This is a genomic window from Thalassobacillus devorans (genome assembly GCF_900176565.1).
GTDB classification, from domain to species: Bacteria; Bacillota; Bacilli; order Bacillales; family Halobacillaceae; genus Thalassobacillus; species Thalassobacillus devorans_A.
The window spans coordinates 1,607,357-1,627,227 of record NZ_FXEH01000006.1; the positions used below are offsets into that span (position 1 = coordinate 1,607,357).

Annotated in this window: 20 protein-coding genes and 1 other annotated feature; of the genes, 2 read left to right on the forward strand and 18 right to left on the reverse strand. The window is 41.3% G+C overall.

The genetic code is table 11. The annotated features are described in order from the left end of the window. Positions 1-62: 62 nt before the first annotated feature. Positions 63-758: a 5'-methylthioadenosine/S-adenosylhomocysteine nucleosidase gene (gene mtnN / locus B9Y67_RS19145; protein WP_085508944.1), complete on the reverse strand. Its 696-nt coding sequence runs from the start codon at positions 756-758 to the stop codon at positions 63-65. Between the two features lie 46 nt (positions 759-804). Then, on the reverse strand, positions 805-1,557 hold the full coding sequence (locus tag B9Y67_RS19150) for a YrrS family protein (protein WP_085508945.1): 753 nt from the start codon (positions 1,555-1,557) through the stop codon (positions 805-807). Between the two features lie 285 nt (positions 1,558-1,842). Between B9Y67_RS19150 and B9Y67_RS19155 the strand changes: the two genes are divergently transcribed. Continuing rightward, the gene (locus tag B9Y67_RS19155; RefSeq protein ID WP_085508946.1) at positions 1,843-2,094 is read left to right on the forward strand and encodes a KTSC domain-containing protein; all 252 of its coding nucleotides are present in this window, start codon (positions 1,843-1,845) and stop codon (positions 2,092-2,094) included. A gap of 306 nt (positions 2,095-2,400) precedes the next feature. On the opposite strand, the gene greA is transcribed toward B9Y67_RS19155, so the two are convergent. The 16 genes from greA to B9Y67_RS19230 all read right to left on the reverse strand — a co-directional run bounded on the left by greA (position 2,401) and on the right by B9Y67_RS19230 (position 18,332). Continuing rightward, on the reverse strand, positions 2,401-2,877 hold the full coding sequence (greA, locus tag B9Y67_RS19160; protein WP_085508947.1) for a transcription elongation factor GreA: 477 nt from the start codon (positions 2,875-2,877) through the stop codon (positions 2,401-2,403). A gap of 184 nt (positions 2,878-3,061) precedes the next feature. Continuing rightward, positions 3,062-3,697, reverse strand: a complete 636-nt coding sequence (udk, locus tag B9Y67_RS19165; RefSeq protein ID WP_085508948.1) for a uridine kinase — start codon at positions 3,695-3,697, stop codon at positions 3,062-3,064. An 88-nt stretch (positions 3,698-3,785) separates the two neighbouring features. Further along, the gene (locus tag B9Y67_RS19170) at positions 3,786-4,415 is read right to left on the reverse strand and encodes an O-methyltransferase (RefSeq protein WP_085508949.1); all 630 of its coding nucleotides are present in this window, start codon (positions 4,413-4,415) and stop codon (positions 3,786-3,788) included. 258 nt (positions 4,416-4,673) lie between these two features. Further along, positions 4,674-5,810 carry an endolytic transglycosylase MltG gene (gene mltG / locus B9Y67_RS19175; protein WP_085508950.1) on the reverse strand — a complete coding sequence of 379 codons (1,137 nt, stop codon included), beginning with the start codon at positions 5,808-5,810 and terminating at the stop codon, positions 4,674-4,676. A 311-nt stretch (positions 5,811-6,121) separates the two neighbouring features. Continuing rightward, complete coding sequence (locus B9Y67_RS19180; RefSeq protein ID WP_062446925.1) at positions 6,122-6,403, reverse strand: DUF1292 domain-containing protein; 282 nt, start codon at positions 6,401-6,403, stop codon at positions 6,122-6,124. Between the two features lie 14 nt (positions 6,404-6,417). After that, positions 6,418-6,834, reverse strand: a complete 417-nt coding sequence (gene ruvX / locus B9Y67_RS19185) for a Holliday junction resolvase RuvX (RefSeq protein WP_085508951.1) — start codon at positions 6,832-6,834, stop codon at positions 6,418-6,420. Further along, complete coding sequence (locus tag B9Y67_RS19190) at positions 6,835-7,101, reverse strand: IreB family regulatory phosphoprotein (RefSeq protein ID WP_085508952.1); 267 nt, start codon at positions 7,099-7,101, stop codon at positions 6,835-6,837. It abuts the gene before it with no gap. 71 nt (positions 7,102-7,172) lie between these two features. Then, the gene (gene alaS, locus B9Y67_RS19195; protein WP_085508953.1) at positions 7,173-9,800 is read right to left on the reverse strand and encodes an alanine--tRNA ligase; all 2,628 of its coding nucleotides are present in this window, start codon (positions 9,798-9,800) and stop codon (positions 7,173-7,175) included. Between the two features lie 199 nt (positions 9,801-9,999). Continuing rightward, positions 10,000-10,209, reverse strand: a binding site (T-box leader). 50 nt (positions 10,210-10,259) lie between these two features. Beyond that, entirely contained in the window at positions 10,260-11,321 is a 1,062-nt protein-coding gene (locus tag B9Y67_RS19200) for an AI-2E family transporter (RefSeq protein WP_085508954.1), read from the reverse strand. A gap of 2 nt (positions 11,322-11,323) precedes the next feature. Beyond that, entirely contained in the window at positions 11,324-11,500 is a 177-nt protein-coding gene (locus tag B9Y67_RS20825; RefSeq protein ID WP_093045502.1) for a hypothetical protein, read from the reverse strand. A gap of 377 nt (positions 11,501-11,877) precedes the next feature. Further along, positions 11,878-14,193 (reverse strand): SF1B family DNA helicase RecD2, encoded by a 2,316-nt coding sequence (gene recD2, locus B9Y67_RS19205; RefSeq protein ID WP_085508955.1) that lies wholly within the window; start codon positions 14,191-14,193, stop codon positions 11,878-11,880. Positions 14,194-14,224: 31 nt separating this feature from the next. Next, positions 14,225-14,884: a tetratricopeptide repeat protein gene (locus tag B9Y67_RS19210; protein WP_085508956.1), complete on the reverse strand. Its 660-nt coding sequence runs from the start codon at positions 14,882-14,884 to the stop codon at positions 14,225-14,227. Positions 14,885-14,970: 86 nt separating this feature from the next. Continuing rightward, the gene (gene mnmA / locus B9Y67_RS19215) at positions 14,971-16,083 is read right to left on the reverse strand and encodes a tRNA 2-thiouridine(34) synthase MnmA (RefSeq protein WP_085509248.1); all 1,113 of its coding nucleotides are present in this window, start codon (positions 16,081-16,083) and stop codon (positions 14,971-14,973) included. A 28-nt stretch (positions 16,084-16,111) separates the two neighbouring features. After that, positions 16,112-17,257 carry a cysteine desulfurase family protein gene (locus B9Y67_RS19220; RefSeq protein ID WP_085508957.1) on the reverse strand — a complete coding sequence of 382 codons (1,146 nt, stop codon included), beginning with the start codon at positions 17,255-17,257 and terminating at the stop codon, positions 16,112-16,114. Between the two features lie 18 nt (positions 17,258-17,275). After that, positions 17,276-17,695, reverse strand: a complete 420-nt coding sequence (gene cymR, locus B9Y67_RS19225) for a cysteine metabolism transcriptional regulator CymR (RefSeq protein WP_028783311.1) — start codon at positions 17,693-17,695, stop codon at positions 17,276-17,278. Further along, entirely contained in the window at positions 17,628-18,332 is a 705-nt protein-coding gene (locus B9Y67_RS19230; protein WP_085508958.1) for a YczE/YyaS/YitT family protein, read from the reverse strand. Before B9Y67_RS19230 ends, cymR begins: the two co-directional genes overlap by 68 nt. Before the next feature lie 217 nt (positions 18,333-18,549). On the opposite strand from B9Y67_RS19230, the gene B9Y67_RS19235 reads away from it, so the two are divergent. Next, positions 18,550-19,827: a replication-associated recombination protein A gene (locus B9Y67_RS19235; protein WP_085508959.1), complete on the forward strand. Its 1,278-nt coding sequence runs from the start codon at positions 18,550-18,552 to the stop codon at positions 19,825-19,827. Positions 19,828-19,871 lie beyond the last annotated feature (44 nt).

Here is a 19,871-nt window from a genome sequence, read left to right on the forward strand (position 1 = left end):
ATAATTTTCATTGTAACATGGATGTTGGCCCGGCTTTTGTGGTAATTATTGTGAGATATCGTTCATTCTGGTATATCTTCTAACATATTCATGATGATATTAGCGGCATTCTCTGCGGCGGTACCCAGAAACTTATCAAATGAAATGTTTGATTCTTTACCGGCGATATCGGATAATGCCCGAATCACCACAAATGGTGTGCCGTATTTATAACATACTTGAGCAATCGCTGCCGCTTCCATTTCAGCAGCAATCATTTCAGGAAATTTGCCTCTTACAAAATCAACACGATCCGCTTCTTGCATGAATGCATCCCCTGTAGCAATAATCCCCTTTGCAGATGATACATTAAGTTTATTGATTGCATCCTCTGCCTGATTTATTAAATTTTCATCTGCAGGATACATGGCAGGCATACCTGGTACTTGTCCATACTCGTATTTAAATGCCGTTACATCGACGTCATGATGAGTGACTAGAGACGAAATAACAACATCTCCTACTTCCAGCTGCTTGGCAAATCCCCCTGCAGAGCCGGTGTTGATCACATGAGAAGGCTGGTACCGCTCCTGAAGTATCGTAGTGGCCATAGCCGCGTTAACTTTACCTATACCTGATTTAAGCACAATTACATGATGGCCTCGTAATTTCCCCTTAATAAAGTGGACACCTGCCACGTCTTCTTCGCTTAGTTCCTCTATGTTACTTTTTAAAAATTCCACTTCTTCATCCATTGCTCCGATAATACCAATCGTCATTACTGTTCCCCCTATTGTCATCCCAGTTCTAAAATTGACCAATCATTTATTTTTTATCGTTTTCATGAAGGATTTCTACTTTGGTGGGTTGATAACCTTCTCCATCTACCCAGGAAACATACACACGATAATTATCTGTCTGATCTTTATTGGTAACTGTTCCCACTACCTTGTCGGGTCCGTTTCCGTCAACCCACCAAACAATCATATCGTCCTTTGACAGTCCTGCTCCTTTAGCAATGGCAGCAGTCATCTCCTCCCAATCCTGGGAACCTTCATTAAAGGTAACTCGTGTATGGTTATCCTGTTTAGTAGGTACAGGAGACCAGTTTTTTGTAATTACTTTTTCCACATTAGGTTTATTACTTTCTTCTACTGTTTCTTCCTCAGATTCCTTGCTTTCTTCTTTTTCTTCTTCCTCTTTATCTTTTTTTTCTTTTTGCTCCTCTTCTTCACTTACCTTTTCTTTATCATTCTCATCCGAATTCTCTTCTTCATTTTCACTGTCATCTGAACTTTCATTTTTGGCCTGCTCATCTTCAGACTCCGCTTCGGAATCATTATTCTCTTGATCATTACTCTCTTCTTCATTTTCTTTTTTATATTGTTCTTTTAGTGTTATTGACTTTTCTCCTTCTTCCTCTGCAGTTTGATCACCATTGTTCAGATTTATCATAAAGAAAGCAATCAATAGTACCACCATGACAGCGGCTATACTAGCCAGCCAAACGATTGCACGATTTCCTTTATTCTTTTTTTGGCGACGTGAACTTCGTGTATATTTATTATTATTTACCATAAATAATAGCCCTCCTTCTATCCTTGTTATATTATACAAGATTCCGTAAGATGAACCAATAAATACGATACTATTAGAAAAAACCAGGCTTGTCGCCCCCTACTTATGGCGAAAGCCTTATTCTTTTCTTATACTTTAACCCATTAATAAAGTTAAACTTTCTGAAAAAAATGGCTGTTTTTGTCGAATTAATACTAGTTTTGGAAGAGAAGAAGGAAGTTGACCATGAATATCTAATAAACATAACTAATAGAAATTTTAAAAATTTGGAGACGAGGTGATGCAATGAACTACACCAACTTTGATTCAGAAACCTGGGGAAACCAAAGTTTTGTAAAAATAGGATATGATAACCAGACTAAACAATTGTGTATCGTTTTTCTTGACGAAAAAGCTGTGTATTTTAAAGGTGTGGAAGAGAAAATCGTCTTTCAATTCATTATTTCGACGGAAAAGGAGTCATTTCTGCAGGAATTTCTATGGCCGAAATATACTCATGAGTGGGGTACTTCTGCGCTATTGGCTCAGACACCATAATCTTTTTTTAAATTTTGCTTGCTAATGCGGCTGTTCTGCGCATGAGACAAAATGATGACATTTTTGGCATGATACCCCTTTTGACCCTTCAATTAAACTGTCCTTCCCCGTGTTAAAGATAACGTCTTAATCTTACCAGGCAACTAAATCATCATTATACTTTTCAAGTTTTGATCGAAGTTTACCCAATAAGTTTAAAAAGGTCGATTGTATCATTGATCATATCTATAGTGGTTTTTATATTTGACTGGATGCCTGTAAAAAACAAAAAAATGACGGGGAGTCCCGTCATTTTTTAATGTTATTCTATTCTACACTGACAATTTTAACTTCAATTTCTCCCCCAGGTGTCATGACAGTTACCTGTTCGCCTATTTCATGGCCAATCAGACTCTTTGCCATTGGAGAATCATTAGAAATCTTACCCTCAAATGGATCAGCTTCCGCACTTCCTACAATCGTGTAAGTTTCTTCATCACCTTCAGGTAGCTCCTGGAATGTAACTGATTTACCTAAAGAAACCATGTTAGGATTTTGGTTATCATTTTCGATGATTACCGCATTACGAATCATATTTTCAACTTGAGCGATTCGAGCTTCCACAAAAGCCTGCTCGTCTTTAGCTGAATCATACTCGGAGTTTTCCGACAAGTCACCGAAATCACGAGCAACTTTTATTCGTTCTACTACCTCTTGACGTCGCTCTGTCTTTAAATAATGTAATTCATTCTCTAGTTTTTCTTTACCTTCTTGTGTCATATAGTAGCTTTTTTCTTCAGCCATGTAACAAACACTCCTTTATCCCAACTTAATTGTCTGTCCCCAATATCACTATAAAAATGAGCGGCACATCTAAAATGTGCACGCAGGCTTGATTATACTTCATTTTATCGAGGAGTTTATCTGTCTAGAACTACTAAACAAAACTATGCCAGATTTCATAAGACTTTTCAACTCTTTTTACCAATTATTTCTCGCTGCGTTCTTCCAGGATAGTTTTGATTTTAGTCGCCATTAAGTCAATTGCTACGTGATTTTGCCCACCTTCAGGTATAATGATGTCCGCATACCTTTTTGTAGGCTCTACAAATTGCAAGTGCATCGGACGTACCACATTGATGTACTGTTCGATTACTGAATCAATGGACCTTCCTCTTTCTTTGATGTCTCTCATTAATCGGCGGATAATGCGGACATCAGCATCGGTATCTACAAATACTTTAATATCCATCAAGTCGCGCAGCCGCTCATCTTCTAATACAAGTATCCCCTCTACAATAATAACTTCTCTGGGTTCTACATGAATGGTTTCATCCGATCTGGTATGCATTTTATAATTATAAACCGGCTTTTCAATAGGTTTCTCCTGGATTAACTCTTTCAAATGTTCAATGAGTAAATCATTATCAAAAGCAAGCGGATGATCATAGTTCGTTTTTAATCGCTCTTCCATTGGCAGGTGGTATTGATCTTTATAATAATAATCCTGTTCAATCATTAATAATGGTTTATCTGCAAAGCGTTGGATAACAGACCGGGTCACACTGGTTTTACCAGAACCTGTGCCCCCGGCTACACCTATTACTACTGGCCTTTCTGACATTCTTAGTGGGTCTCCCTTCGTATCATGTTATATAAATATACTGCTTGGTCTACTTTTTTACTATTTGAAGGATAATTCGCCTTTTCTTTCACCTCTTTACAGTAAGTGCTATACCATCACCGATCGGAATAATGGATGTGTGATAGTCCGGATGCTCTATGAGCCATTCAGTGTATTTTTTTATTTTATTACCAATTCTCTGCATACGTGGATTGTCGTCTCTACCTGCCACATAACCTTTGAATAATACATTGTCTGACACAATGATACCTTTTTCGGTTACCATAGGGGCGTAACTTTCAAAGAACTTTTTATACTGCCCTTTAGCAGCGTCAATAAATAGTACATCATATGGGCCTTTTTGAGCAATCTGTTCCTGTAGTTCCAGGGCATCGCCGTAAATTAAATCTATATGGTTGTCTTTATCTAATTTTTCAAGGTTGGTTTCGGCCTGACTAAAGCGATCCGGATCCCTTTCTATGGTGACGATCTCTGCCATTGGGTGAGCTTCCAGCATGCGTAACGCAGAATAACCGATGGCAGCCCCTATTTCTAATATTCTTTTCGGACGGGTTACTCTGACTAATTGCATTAAATATTGAATCCCAAGAGGCTCCATAATAGGGACCTGATTATCATTTGCGAATTTCTCCATTTCTTTCACCCACGAAGGGGAAGGCGGGAGCAGAGATTCTAAATACTCTTCCGTACGATCCATTCTGCAAACACTCCTTTACCAACCAATAACATTCATCTCAATTTACAACCCTAATATTTTATCATAAACCGATAATTTCTTCACTATCATCATTCATATTAGAAAAAAATAGGATGACTGCCAACACAAAAGCCTGCGCTACTTTATTACTTTTTATATCTTCTTAACTTATAAAAAAGACTGTCTCATGCGGCGCTGTCTGCAACAATGTTTGTGCCTTCCCCCAGACATTCCACCTTTCATGAGACAGCCTTCTGATTAACGTTGGCTATCGATATGTTCTTTTTTCAATTCCAGATGCTCCTCATATGTTTCTGCATAATAGACTTCTCCTTCACTATTAGCCACAAAATACATATAATCCGACTCTTCAGGTTGTAATGCAGCTTCCAGAGAGTTTTTATTGAAATTCGAAATCGGTCCAACTGGCAGCCCTTTTACTTGATAGGTGTTGTAGGGAGAATCCACTTCTAAATCTTTGTTAAGCACTCTGTCTTTGTGCTTGCCTAGTGCATACAAAACAGTAGGGTCTGTCTGTAGTGGCATATCAGCTTCCAGACGGTTATAAAATACACCGGCGATTTTTTTTCGGTCCTCTTCTGTAGGGGCTTCATTCTCGATAAGTGATGCCATAGTTATTGCATCATGAACCGTAGAAATACCCAACTCTTCCAACTCAGACAAGTATGGTAATACATTTTCCTGGGTTCGGGCCAGCATATTCTCTATAATTTCTTCAACGCTTGGGTTTTCTTCATAAAAGTCATAGGTAGAAGCAAACAAGTATCCTTCTAATGGATTCCGGATATCTTTATTGGTAATGTCTTCTGTCAACAGTTCCGGATATTGTTTCATCAAATCTTCCAAATACTCGGGCTCCTCTGCTTTATCCATAAATTCTTCCGCTGTAAAATCCGTATGTTCTGAATCGGCAAACCTTTCTGCTATTTGAGTGATTTGTCTTCCTTCGGGTACGGTCACCCGGAATAGCGGTTCCCTTATTACCTTTCCGGTTTTCAATGATTCAGTCAATTGGTCGATTGACATGGATTGGGCAAATTGATATTCACCTGCCTGAAAATCGGATTCATTTTTAAATTTTGTATAAAAACGAAAAATTATCTCATTCTTAATCAAGTCGTTCTCTTTAAGTATACTAGCTATATGAGAAGTCGAAGATCCAAGTGGGATTTCGACAGTGGTTGTTTCTTCCGCTTCCGGGTCCACGGGCTCTAAAGCTGATTTAATATATAAGTAACCGGCTATTCCAGCGCCAATAAAAACAACTAACAATGTGGTTAAAACGATAGCAACCACTTTACGTACTGTACTTGCTTCTTCTCCTCTTTTTTTCACTTGTTTCTGATGTAAATCTTTAAAGTTCGAATCAGACATTGGCCATCCTCCTTCATCCATCCGGTACATTATACTACAAAAAGTGTCATATTTTCTATGGGTAAATGACAAAAGAGGATGAGTACCCGTGTTGTCTGATACGCAAATGGTTTTGTCTTTTCTACCCTGAATAAACAAAAAAGTTACCTCTTTGAAGATACGACACCTTAAGCAGAATGAAAGGAAAATGACCCTATTCGTCTGAGGTCAGCTCGCCGTTAGTGCATATGGAACAATCTCAAAGCCATTTACAATAAAAAAGCCTGCCCCGGTAAGCCAATGAGACTTATGGGCAGGCTATATGCTTTCTTTTATTCTTGCTCTTCTGTGAGCGTGTTCAATGTTTCTTCTACCATATTCCACTCTTCATCTGTCTCGATTTGATATAAAGCTAAATCATCGTCATCGCCTTCTTTTTCTTCGTAACGGAAAGCGAACACTTCTACTTCTTCCTCATCTTTTTGTTCCGCTGGGACTACTGCAATATAAGAATGGTTCGTCTCGTCCACATCAAAGGTGAATAACACCTCAAAGAGATGTTCTTCCCCATTCTCATCAGGGATGATAATACGCTCTTGTTCTTCTAGGGCCATGCTAATCCACTCCTTTATTGATTGGCATCCAGATAGCTCTGTAAGATTATGCTGGCTGCCATCTTATCAATTACTTTCTTTCTCTTTTTTCTGCTGACATCTGCATTTAGTAAAACACGTTCAGCAGCCATGGTGGTCAAACGTTCATCCCAGTAAATTATCGGTAATTGGAAGGCTTTTTCTAACTGCTGTCCGAATTCCTTACTGGCTTCACCACGTGGCCCAACCGTTCCATTCATATTTTTTGGCAGGCCGATTACTACCTTGGATACTTCATGTTCATCGATGAGTTCCTTTAAAGGGGCAATAGCCGTTTCAAAGTCCGGCTCTGTCCACTTAATTGTTGTAATACCCTGGGCAGTCCAGCCTAAACCGTCGGAGATTGCAACTCCGATCGTTTTTTCTCCGACATCTAATCCCATTGTTTTCATTTATTTACCTTTGTTTCCCTCCAAATAGTATTTCACCAGCTCTTCAATTAATTCATCCCGTTCCATTTTCCTGATTAAGTTCCTGGCATCTTTATGGCGAGGAATATACGCTGGATCCCCGGAAAGCAGGTAGCCTACTATCTGGTTGATCGGATTATAACCTTTTTCTTTTAACGATTCGTGTACCGAAAGCAGTACAGAACGCACATCCTGATCAAACGGCTCCTCTGAAAAATTAAATTTCATTGTCTTGTCCATTGAACTCATCTTAACACCTCGCACTTTTTATGATTTACTCCATTATATACTTAATTCAGGAGTTTGAAAAACATCGGGGTTTATTGAACATATTCTTTTGCATATTGGAGCGCTTCTTCTATCTTCGATGGATCTTTTCCACCAGCTTGCGCCATGTCCGGACGACCGCCGCCTCCACCGCCGCAGCGAGCAGCAGCTTCTTTAATCAATTTCCCTGCATGGTAACCATCTTCGATAAGATCCTTGGAAACTCCTGCAATTAACTGGACTTTTTCCCCATTCGAAGCTGCCAATAGTATGATCCCTGATTCAAGCTTTTGCTTCAGTTCATCCATCATGCTTCTAAGAGCATTTGCATCTTTGACATTCACTTGTTTTGCAAGGACAGGAATACCATTGACTTCTTCTACTTCATCCAGAATGGAACTCGCCTCAAGGTTAGAAAGCTTACTGGCTAACGATTCTTTTTCTCTTTGTTCTGCTTTCAATTCCTGATGTAGTACGTCAATTCGCTCAGGTACCTGCTCCGGTTTTGTCTTCAAACGTGCAGCCGCTTCCTTAAGAAGCGTTTCTTTACCGTTCATATATTGATAAGCATCTTTTGCAGTAACTGCTTCAATCCTTCTTGTACCAGCACCAATCCCTGTCTCAGTGACAATCTTGAAGAGGCCGATTTCAGCAGTATTAAGCACATGACAACCTCCGCACAGTTCCATGCTATAGTCTCCTACTTGAACCACACGTACCTCATCCCCATACTTCTCGCCAAATAAAGCCATCGCACCCTTTTCCTTCGCTTCCTGCAAAGAGTTATACTCGATCTGTACAGGTATCGACTCCCACACTTTCTCATTGACGATTTCTTCGATTTGATGCAACTCCTCTTCTGATACAGAACCGAAATGAGAAAAGTCAAAACGGAGCCGATCCGGCGCCACCAAAGAACCAGCCTGGTTGACATGATTGCCCAGTACATCTTTTAATGCCTGATGAAGCAGGTGTGTAGCTGTATGATTCTTCACGACAAAAGAACGGGCCGAGGCATCCACTACAGCTGTCACTGTTGCTCCCTTTTCTAATTTCCCTTCCGTTACTACCACTTCATGCATGTGCTGACCATTCGGTGCTTTTTGTACATTTTTCACTTCCAGGCTTACTTGATCGCCTTTTATCCATCCTTTGTCAGCGATTTGACCTCCGCTTTCCGCATAAAAAGGAGTACGATCTAAAAAGATATAGGCTGTCTCACCTGATTCTGCTGTGTCTGCAAATGATTTTCCTTTAATCATTTCCACGACCTTCGCTTCTACTTCCAGGTTATTATAACCGATAAATTCACTTTCGACTTGAACATCTCCTAGTACACCTTCCTGGATTTGCATGGAGTCGGACTTTTGGCGGGCACTACGAGCGCGCTCCCGCTGCTTTTCCATTTCCTTCTGGAAGCCTTCTTCATCAATGGTAAACCCTGCTTCTTCCACATATTCTTCTGTTAATTCTTTCGGAAAACCATAGGTGTCGTAGAGACGGAAGACTTCTGTACCTGGAAAGACATTATTACCTTGGTTTGTTTCTTCCTTGATAATATCTGATAATATCGAAAGTCCGTCGTTCAGTGTTTCATGGAAACGTTCTTCTTCAGTTTTAATTACATTTTGAATAAATGCCCGCTTTTCATTTACTTCCGGATAGAAATCTATCATAATATCTGCAACTTGTGGAACGAGCTGGTACATGAATGGCTCATGGATTCCAATTTGCTTTGCATACCTTACTGCACGTCGCAATAAACGTCGCAACACATATCCGCGTCCCTCATTGGAAGGCAGTGCTCCATCACCTACCGCGAACGCTACAGTACGTATATGATCGGCTATCACTTTGAATGCCACATCATATTCTGTATCCTGCCCATATTTCACGTTAGAGAGCCTTTCTGTTTCCTGGATGATCGGCATGAATAAATCCGTTTCAAAGTTAGTAGGTGTATCCTGAATAACACAGACCATCCGCTCTAATCCCATTCCGGTATCAATATTTTTCTTCGGCAAAGGGGTATACGTGTCGTCGGGATTATGATTGAACTGAGAAAATACAAGGTTCCATATTTCCAGATAGCGTTCATTTTCCCCGCCGGGATATAATTCTGGATCACTTGGATCGTTCCCATATTTTTCGCCGCGATCAAAGAAAATTTCTGTATTTGGCCCACTCGGTCCTTCTCCAATATCCCAGAAATTTTCTTCCAATCGGATGATCCGCTCTTCCGGAAGACCAACTATATCCCTCCAGATGTTAAAAGCTTCATCATCTTCAGGGTGGACTGTGACCGATAGGAGATCTTTATCGAACCCGATCCATTCCGGACTGGTAAGAAACTCCCATCCCCATTTAATAGCTTCTTCTTTAAAGTAATCTCCAATTGAGAAATTACCAAGCATTTCGAAGAAAGTGTGGTGGCGTGCTGTCTTCCCGACATTTTCAATATCGTTTGTGCGGATAGATTTTTGCGCATTGACGATTCTAGGGTTCTCGGGCACCACTCTTCCATCAAAATACTTCTTCAATGTTGCCACACCGCTATTGATCCATAATAAAGTCGGATCTTCATGCGGGACCAGTGAGGCACTTGGTTCGGTGCGGTGTCCTTTTTCATTGAAAAAATCCAGATACATTTGGCGTACTTCGGCTGAAGTCAGTTTTTTCATCTTTTCATTCCTCCTGAATTATTCTCGTAGCAACTAAAGTGTAAATATTGATTAACCATCTGCAAATGCGTGGGAAGAGCTGGGATACAGCTTGTTCCGCATAAGTATTTATAGAGAATATGTGATGGTTTTTTAAATTTCGGGTGTTACCTTTCCTTGATAATACAAAAGAATAAAAAAACCGTCCCTGCTCTTATTGAGCAGGGACGGGGTATCATTTCCGCGGTACCACCCTGATTATGGAGTATATCTCCATCACCTTGGACGCTGGTAACGGTGCGTGGCCGGCGGGTTTTAACCGCACTCGGGAATAGCTTCTGCAGCCCTTCATCCAGGATCTCTCTCAGCCAAGGAAATCCCTCTCTTAAAGAATGGTCTGCTGCATACTCAGTTCCGTCAACATATTCCATAAAAAATTGATTTTGATATGCGTTATTATAGATAACTATCCAGTAGTTGTCAATGCGGAGCCTTTGCTCTCCATATGTGTTCTGCTATCGCCTTGATACAGGTTAGGATCGGGACAGCCAGAATCATGCCCAGTATGCCGGCCGCCTCTTCTCCGACAAGTAAAGCAAGGATGATAAGTATCGGGTGTATATGGATGCTTTTACCTACTATATATGGGGATAACAGGTTTCCTTCAATAACCTGGACAACGATAATTGTAATAAGCACATAGACTACCATTTTTACAGATGTAGTAAGTGCTATGATAACAGCGGGAAAAGCGCCAATCAGGGGGCCAAAGTAAGGAATAATATTGGTAGCCCCGACTACCACGCCCAAAAGCAGTGGATAATTTATTCCAATCAGCCAAAACCCAATAAAAGAAAGGCATCCAACGAACAAACAGACAATAAATTGCCCTCGTATATAGCCACCTAACGAAATGCTTATATCATGCACCAGTGTCTTGCCTTCGAAATGAAACCGTTTTGGTGTCAATTTCTTACATGCCTCTTTAATCCGTTCGATATCCTTAAGAAAATAAAATGTCAAAACAGGAATGACAGCAGCCACTACTAGTACATCCATGATACCAGTGAAGCTCGCAATTAGCATTGTCACCCGTTCGTTCGTCCAGGTTTCCAGCTGATACAAAATCTCGGTCAACTGATCATGAAAGCTTTCCGGCAAATCAGATGTTTGCTGATAGATTTGTGAAATCAGGTTTCGGTAACCTTCAGCAAATTCAGGAATTTGAGCATTCAGGTCTCTTAATTGGTTGATTAATCTCGGTATACCTTTATATAACCCGTAACCCACTCCTGCAAAAAACAGGAAGAAGATTACAAGAATTGCTGCCCAGCGCGGCAGATGGCGTTCGTGCAATTTCTCAACGACCGGATGGAGCAGAAATGCTATAAAACCTGCAATTAGAAAAGGTATAAGAACCTTCCATACGCCCACCAACATCCCCTTATAATAAGGAAACAACTTTGCCAGCAAAAATAAACTTAATAGAATAAAGATCAGCAGCACAAATCGGTATAATGCGCGTCTGATTTTCTCTTCCATCTTTATTCTGCTTCCTGGAAGAACAAGTCATTCAAAGAACTTAAGCTGCCGTCTTCTTCGATCTGATGGACATTCATTCTGCCATTTTCATAGGATAGTTCAATATAGCAATTCCAACAATAGTACTGATTAGTGCCGACTTTTCCGATATCTTTCCGTTGACAGTTAGGGCAAATCAAGAGAAAAACTCCTTTTTAGCCCCTATCATGTCCCGCCAAAGCTCTGTTTATACATGGTAATCCTCTATTTAGAACTGTTTTTATTGATTACTATATTCAACAAGAGGACCGAAAAGTCGAAGACTTGATTTCAAGATATTAAGGGTTCTTTACCATAGTAGCGTCAGGGCTGATTGGGAAATTCCGACACTCCAGTGGGATGAACATGAGCGGTGAGATCCCGGAAGGCGAAGCCTGAGGAAGCTCATCACATGCCCTCGGAAAGCGATCCGTTTTTCCAGCCATCATAATCACTAGCTAACGTCTCGAAACTGAGTCTTCAGCGATTGGGAGCTTATCTGTGAAATTTATAGTTGGAAATACAGGTTGTTGTCCTTTTACATAAAGTCATAGGGTGAGATTTCTTCTTCTTCCTCATCGGAAATTGGTGTGGCACTGTTTTCTGTTAATTTCTCTTTCAAATAAGTATTACGCAGGTTGGTGTCTTCTGTTTTGACGCCTTCGAGGAATGCTTGCTTATCACCACAAATAATCAGCGATTGTTTGCTTCTTGTAATCGCCGTATATAATAGGTTTTTACGAAGCATACGTCGGTAGCTTCTTACTACTGGCATTATGACAATAGAAAATTCTGACCCTTGCGATTTATGAATCGAAGTACAGTAAGCAAGTGTGATATTAGATAAATCTTTCTTAGGATAGACTACTTCTTTTCCATCAAAATCAATCACTACCTGTTCCACCTGATCAACATTTTCATCTTCCCTGAAAATCGCGACAATTTCGCCAATGTCTCCATTATAAACACCGTCTTCCGGTTGATTGACAAGCTGAATCACTTTATCACCGGTCCGATAGACGAGGTCTTTGAATTTAATATCCCTTTTCTGTTTACTAGGCGGATTGACTAACCATTGGATTTCTTCATTTAGTTTATTGATACCTACATGCGTCCGATACATTGGTGCAAGTACCTGGATTTCACGACGTTCAATCCCCTTATCCATTGCCCGTTTAACTATTTGTGTTACAACATCTACTAATTGATTCTCCCCAGCATCGATAAAAGTGAAATCCTGTTCTTTTCGCAATGATTGGAGAGTACAGCTGTCATTTTTTATTTCATGAGCCATCTGAATGATACGTGACCCTTCCTTTTGCCGGTAAACTTCCTGCAGTTGGACAAATGGGAGCTGCTGCGAAGCTAGTAAATCAGTCAATACCTGGCCGGGCCCAACGGATGGAAGCTGATCCTCATCCCCTACCACTAAAACTTGCATGTCTGAAGGGATAGCACGAAATAATTGGTTGGCAAGCCAAATATCTACCATAGAAAATTCATCTACGATCAGAAGTTTCCCCTCCAGCTGATTATTTTGATTTTTTTCAAAGGAATGCTTGCCATCCCACCCCAGCAGCCTATGAACCGTCCTGGCAGGCAATCCTGTGGATTCGGTCATTCGTTTAGCAGCTCTTCCGGTGGGGGCAGTCAATACAAACGGAAAAGGCTGATCCTGATCATAATCTTCCGGGTTAAGAGACAGTTCATTTAATTCTGCGTAGGCACGGATAATCCCCTTAATAACCGTAGTCTTTCCAGTACCAGGTCCCCCGGTCAAAATCATCACTTTTGATTGTAATGCTTTTTCTATCGCCTGAAATTGATCCTGTCCATAGCTGAGTGCTTCTTCTTCTTCCACCTTACCTATGATCTTTAATAATTCCGCTTGCGTGTAATCAGCATCCACATCTTTTGCTATAATTCTTTCTAATTGGTGGCAGAATCCATTTTCTGCATGGAATAAAGAAGGAAGGTAAACACGGTCCGTTTCGATACGGACAATGCCTTCTTCTCCCATTTGTATTAACTGCTGGGACAGGTTTTCAAAAGAGATCGCCTGCTGACTGCCGTTCAAGAGACGATCGACACTTTCTAATACTTCACGAGTCGGCAAATAAACGTGTCCCGTCTGGTAACTTTGCTGCAAAATATAAAGACACGCCGCCCGTATTCGTGTCGGGTGGTCGAAAGGCACTTCATTCACTCGTGCCACTTCATCTGCCCGATGAAAACCAAATCCCTCTACATGGAATACAAGCTGATAGGGATCTTCCTGTAGAATAGGCAAGCTTTCCTCTTTGAAGACCTCGTAGATTTTCTGAGCCATTTTCAATCCGAACCCGTATTTTGACACGTGTATTACCACATGTTCAAACCCCTGATGTTCCTTTAATGCATGATAAAGGCGGTCTGCCTGTTCTTTTTTCATGCCAGGGATGTCATCTAATACGGATTTATCATTTAAAATTGCTGTGACAGCCTGATTACCAAGCTGTTGATAAATTTTTTCTGCTGTTTTTTTGCCAATACCCTGGAACAAGTCACTGGATAAATAAGCAATCAATCCATCTTTTGATTCTGGAAGCACCCGACGATAAAAGTCTATCTGGTATTGCTTGCCAAACTTAGGATGCTGTTGTATTTTTCCTTGGAAGATGTAGCTTTCTCCTTCTTCTAAGGGAGAAAAATGACCTTTGATGACAACATCCTTTTCTTCGAGTGGCTCATTTGTGTCTTTAATACGGACGGAAGCAATGGAAAAATGCTCGGAATCATTATGAAAGATCATCCGATTCAACTTACCTTTAATATAACCCGCCTCAATCTGCTGTTTCTCTTCACTTGTTTCCATTGCTATCCGTCTTCTCCTTTCCTGCCCAGCTTTAGTTATCTAACAGATTTTCTAACTGTTTTTTTCCATTAGCCGCAAGCATGTGCTCCGGCTGGATCTCTAATGCTTTGTTGAAATGCTTAAGGGCTGTATCAGCATCTTCTTTATATAAGGCTATAACGCCAAGGTTGTAATGAGCATCACTATGATTTGCTTCTAATTGTAGCACATGATTCATCTGATTTTCGGCATGTTCGATATCTTCATTTTGAGCGAGACATAGCCCATATTGGAATTGGATATCAATATCATCTTCATCCATTTCAGCCGCTGTCATCAGGTAAGGTAACGCCAGGCGCTGATGGTCCTGATGCATGAAAGTCATCCCCATCATGAAATGCACATCAGCTTCATTTAAGCCTTCTTCAATCGCCCGCAGAAATTGTTCTTGAGCACGTGCATAGTCCTCCTGGTCATAGAAAGTATTCCCTAACCCATAATACGCAGTAGCGGCATGACTGTCTTTTTCAATTGCTCGTTCAAAAAAACGCTGGGCACGCTCGTAATCTTTCATATGCAGTAATAGATTGCCAAAATTGATATAACCCAATGGTTCCTCAGGATTTTCATCGATCGTCTCCGTAAACCATTTGGCTGCCTGCTCGTAATTATGCTCTTTCATCTCTTCGATACCTTTAGCTAGTTTATCCATGTTTATCCCCTTTCTTTCCATAAGAAAAGACCATGCGCCTAATATTTCGGCCATGCATGGTCTTTCTTGACCGCTTTTACAGCGTTTCACCCTACATAGGTCAACGCCTTGTCTTCTTTTAGGACCTCATCGATGGTCGCTCCGCCTAGACATACTTCTCCGTCATAAAAGACGACAGCCTGACCTGGAGTAATGGCTCGTTGTGGCTCATGGAAAATCACTTTTACTTTGTCATCATCCAGTACCTGAACAGTCACCGGACTGTCATCCTGACGATAGCGGAACTTTGCAGTGCATTCCATTTCAACTTCTGGCGCTTTTCGGCTGATCCAGTTGATTTGAGTGGCAATAAGCGCGTCCGAATATAATGCCTCATGATGAAAGCCTTGTCCGACATACAGGATATTATCCTCTAAGTTCTTACCAACGACAAACCATGGTTCTCCAGCACCGCCAATGCCCAACCCCTGACGTTGTCCTAATGTATAATACATCAAACCATCATGGCGTCCCTTGATTTCACCATCCAGGGTCTGCATTTCTCCAGGCTGGGCAGGTAGATATTCGCTTAAAAATTCCTTGAAATTACGTTCACCTATAAAACAAATCCCGGTACTGTCTTTTTTCGTTGCTGTAGCAAGATCATGCTCTTTGGCGATTTCACGTACTTTTTTCTTATCGAGGTTTCCGAGCGGAAACATTACTTTCGCCAATACATCCTGGGATAGCTGATTAAGGAAATACGTTTGATCTTTATTGTTATCTTTTCCGCGCAGCATTTCGTAAACGCCATCTTTTTCCCTCACCTGAGCGTAGTGTCCAGTCGCAAGGTAATCAGCGCCAAGAGAAATGGCATGATCCAAAAATGCTTTAAACTTGATCTCTTTATTGCACATTACGTCCGGATTAGGTGTCCGGCCTGCTTTGTATTCATCTAAAAAGTAACGGAACACTTTGTCCCAATATTGTTTTTCAAAATTGACCGCGTAATAAGGGATATCCAACTGATTACACACCCTTATCACATCTTCAAAATCTTCAGTAGCTGTACAAACCCCGTTTTCATCGGTATCATCCCAGTTTTTCATAAAAATGCCGACCACATCATATCCCTGCTCTTTCAGAAGCAAAGCTGCTACCGATGAATCGACTCCACCACTCATACCAATTACAACACGGGTATCTTTTGGGTCTTTCACCACATTATTCACCTCTTTTTGTTAAAGCTTAAATCTTTTGGAGACGTCTGATTACTTGACTGATTTTTCTAGCTGCTTCTATGACGTTTTCTTTTGAGTTGGCCATTCCAAAACTGAATCGAATGGAATTGACTGTTCGCTCATCCGAAGCTCCGTACATTGCTGATAAAACATGTGAAGGCTCTACCGATCCAGCAGTACATGCACTTCCGCTTGAAGCAGCAATTCCCGCCAGGTCGAAATTCGTCAGCAGCGTTTCCACGTTCATCCCCGGAAAGCTTACATTGACGATGGTAGCTACCATTCTGTCCGGATCACCGTTGATAGAGAAAGCTACCTCCTCTTCTAATAAGGTGTCCAAAAACAGGGCTTTATATTGTTTATAAGTTTCCACGCGAGACTCTCGTTCTTCCACCATAAGTTCTACTGCTGTTTGCAGACCTTTTACGGCAGGAAGATTCTCCGTTCCAGGGCGGCGTTTCCGCTCTTGCTCACCGCCAAAGTGCAATGTTTGCATTAATGTACCTTCCCTGGCATACAAAAAACCGATTCCTTTAGGACCATTGATTTTATGCCCCGAGACGGTCAGCATGTCCACTTTAAGCCTTTCCACCTCGACTTCTAATGTGCCATATGCCTGTACGGCGTCTGTGTGGAAATAGGCTTGATGATTCTCCAACAGCCCACCGATCTCCTCAATAGGCTGGATCATACCTGTTTCATTATTTACCGCCATGACTGACACAACAATCGTATCATCCGCCAATTTATCTTCAAGTTCTTTAATGCTAATAAGCCCGCTTTCATCCGGGTCGAGGTAAGTGACTTGAAAACCTTCTTGTTCCAGCTGTTGTGCAGCATGAAGCGTAGCATGATGTTCGATAGATGTGGTAATCACATGCTTCCCTTTTTCTTTATTGGCACGTGCTGTTCCAATTAAAGCCAGGTTGTCTGCTTCTGTACCACTGCTTGTGAATATAATTTCTTTCTCATTAGCGCCGATACTCCTGGCAACTGTCCGGCGTGCATCATCTAATATCCTTCTTGCCTTCCTTCCAAATTGATGGACGCTGGAAGGGTTTCCGAATACATCCTGAAAAACAGGCACCATACTTTCAATCACTTGCGGATGCACAGGTGTTGTCGCTGCATGATCCAGATATATTTCTTTCATAAAATCACTTCCGTTTAATTAAATGTAAAACATATAAGCGTCCTGGGTTTGATCCTCTACATGGTCTTTCAAATCTTCCAACGTAGTGGTGTCCAGAACTTCTTTTACTGCGTCTCTGACTCTTTTCCAAAGCGCCTGTTTAGCTGGCTCTTCGTCCTCAATCCCCTCGACCGGAGTAATCGGGCCTTCCAGAACACGTATGACATCTCCAGCTGTAATTTCATGGGGAGCTTTGGTCAACATGTAGCCTCCGTAGGCTCCCCGTACACTTTTAACAAGCCTTGCATTCCTAAGAGGAGCGACCAACTGCTCCAGATAGTGTTCAGACAAATCTTTTTCTCGGGCAATTTGTTTTAGCGATATCGGTCCTTCACCGTACCTCTTCGCCAGTTCGATCATGATTGTCAGGCCGTACCGGCCCTTTGTAGATATTTTCATGCTTTTCACCTTTCTTCAGGAAAAAGTTAAGTAACTGCTTCGCTTGTGGCAGGGAAAACCCGACCATTGTTCCAAGGAATAGTGCAATAATTACTGTCCCAATGCCTACTGGACCGCCGAGCATCCATCCAAGTAATGCAATGATTATTTCATTCCAGTTTCTAACGGTGGATACCTTCCAGCCCGTAGCTTCGGTCAATACGAGCATCAGACTGTCACGCGGGCCAGCTCCCATACCAGGAGCCACATAAATACCGATGCCATAGGCCATTACAATCGTTCCTATGATAAAAACAACTATCGCAACCCATAATTGTTCAGGTTCCGGTAATACCCAGTTAAAAAAATCAATAAATACACCAATTAGGACCATATTCAATACCGTGCCTATTTGCGGCCATTGTTTCTGTGCAATCGAAGTAACAGCAACGATAACCAGACCGGCAATGATTGCCCATGTTCCTATGGTTAATCCTAATTGTACAAATAATCCATAATGAAAGACATCCCATGGGCCAATTCCAAGAACTTTTGCTTGTATGGTTAGTGAAATGCCCAATGCCAGTATAATCAAGCCAATCACAAAAAATGACCAGCGTACCATGTAATGATAAAAATCATTCGGATGGCGAGACATATACTCCCCCCTGACTAAAATGCTAGACTGCTTCTTAAAATAAATGAAGTTTGCCTTGAATCGTCAACCTCCATGGCAATATATAAGCTGCACGGATACTGCCAATCTTGTACTTATAACAAACGCTATTATAGCATGAATGTACAGCTCTTGCATTCTATCTGAAATATCACTACGCTTATCAAAAGAAGAACGACGATAAAGGGGACAAAAAAGAATGAAACAAAAACCATTAGCTTTTCGAATGCGGCCGACGAATATAGATGAAATCATCGGGCAGAAACATCTCGTTTCAGAAGGCAAAACAATTAGGAGAATGGTGCAAGCAAACCGGCTGGCATCGATGATATTATTCGGCCCTCCAGGCACCGGAAAGACATCGATGGCAATGGCATTGGCTAAAAGCCTCGGCCTTCCTTTTAAAGTTCTTAACGCAGTGACAGATAAAAAGAAAGACATGGAAATTGCTGTCGAAGAAGCAAAAATGCATGGGCAAATGGTGCTGATCCTTGATGAAGTCCACCGATTAGATAAAGGGAAACAAGATTTCCTTCTTCCACACCTGGAAACCAATTTGCTGACACTGATCGGTTGTACAACCAGCAATCCTTATCATTCCATCAATCCAGCAATCCGGAGCCGTTGCCACCTGTTTGAACTTTACCGTCTCGGCAAAGAGGATATAAAAGAAGCTTTGAACCGGGCCATCACCGATGAAAGAGAAGGACTCGGAGAACTGTCCCTTGAAGTATCCAATGATGCCATGGAACACTTTGCCCAAGCGGCGAATGGAGATTTACGTGCAGCATTAAACGGACTGGAACTTGCCGCCTATTCCACACCTGCAGACCAGGATGGAACGATTCCTATAACCCTTGCAACTGCTGAAGAGTGCATGCAAAAAAAGAGCTTTTCCCATGATAAAGACGGGGACGCGCATTATGATGTTCTATCAGCATTCCAGAAATCGATTCGGGGAAGTGATATCAATGCTGCGCTTCACTATTTAGGCCGTTTAATTGAAGCTGGAGACCTTGACAGTATTGCCAGAAGATTAGTCGTCATCGCTTATGAAGACATAGGCCTTGCTAATCCACAGGCAGGACCACGTGCTGTTGCAGCGGTAGAAGCGGCGGAACGCCTAGGCTTCCCAGAAGCAAGGATTCCGCTTTCTGTTGCAGTATCGGAATTAGCGTTGTCCCCTAAATCGAACAGTGCTTATAAAGCATTAGACGAAGCTTTAAGTGATATCAGAAACGGAAACAGCGGGGAAGTCCCTTTACACTTGAAAGATTCTCACTATAAGGGAGCTAAAAAACTAGGAAGAGGTGTGGAGTATAAATATCCACACAACTACGAGAATGCATGGGTCAATCAACAATACCTGCCTGATACCATCAAACATAAAAAATATTACCAGCCTAAAAGTACGGGTAAGTTTGAGCAGGCTATAAAACAAGTCTATGAGAAAATAAACCAGCAAAAAAATAAATAATCATTGCTATAGTGGTATAAATCCTTTTCTTAGTGGTCACAATA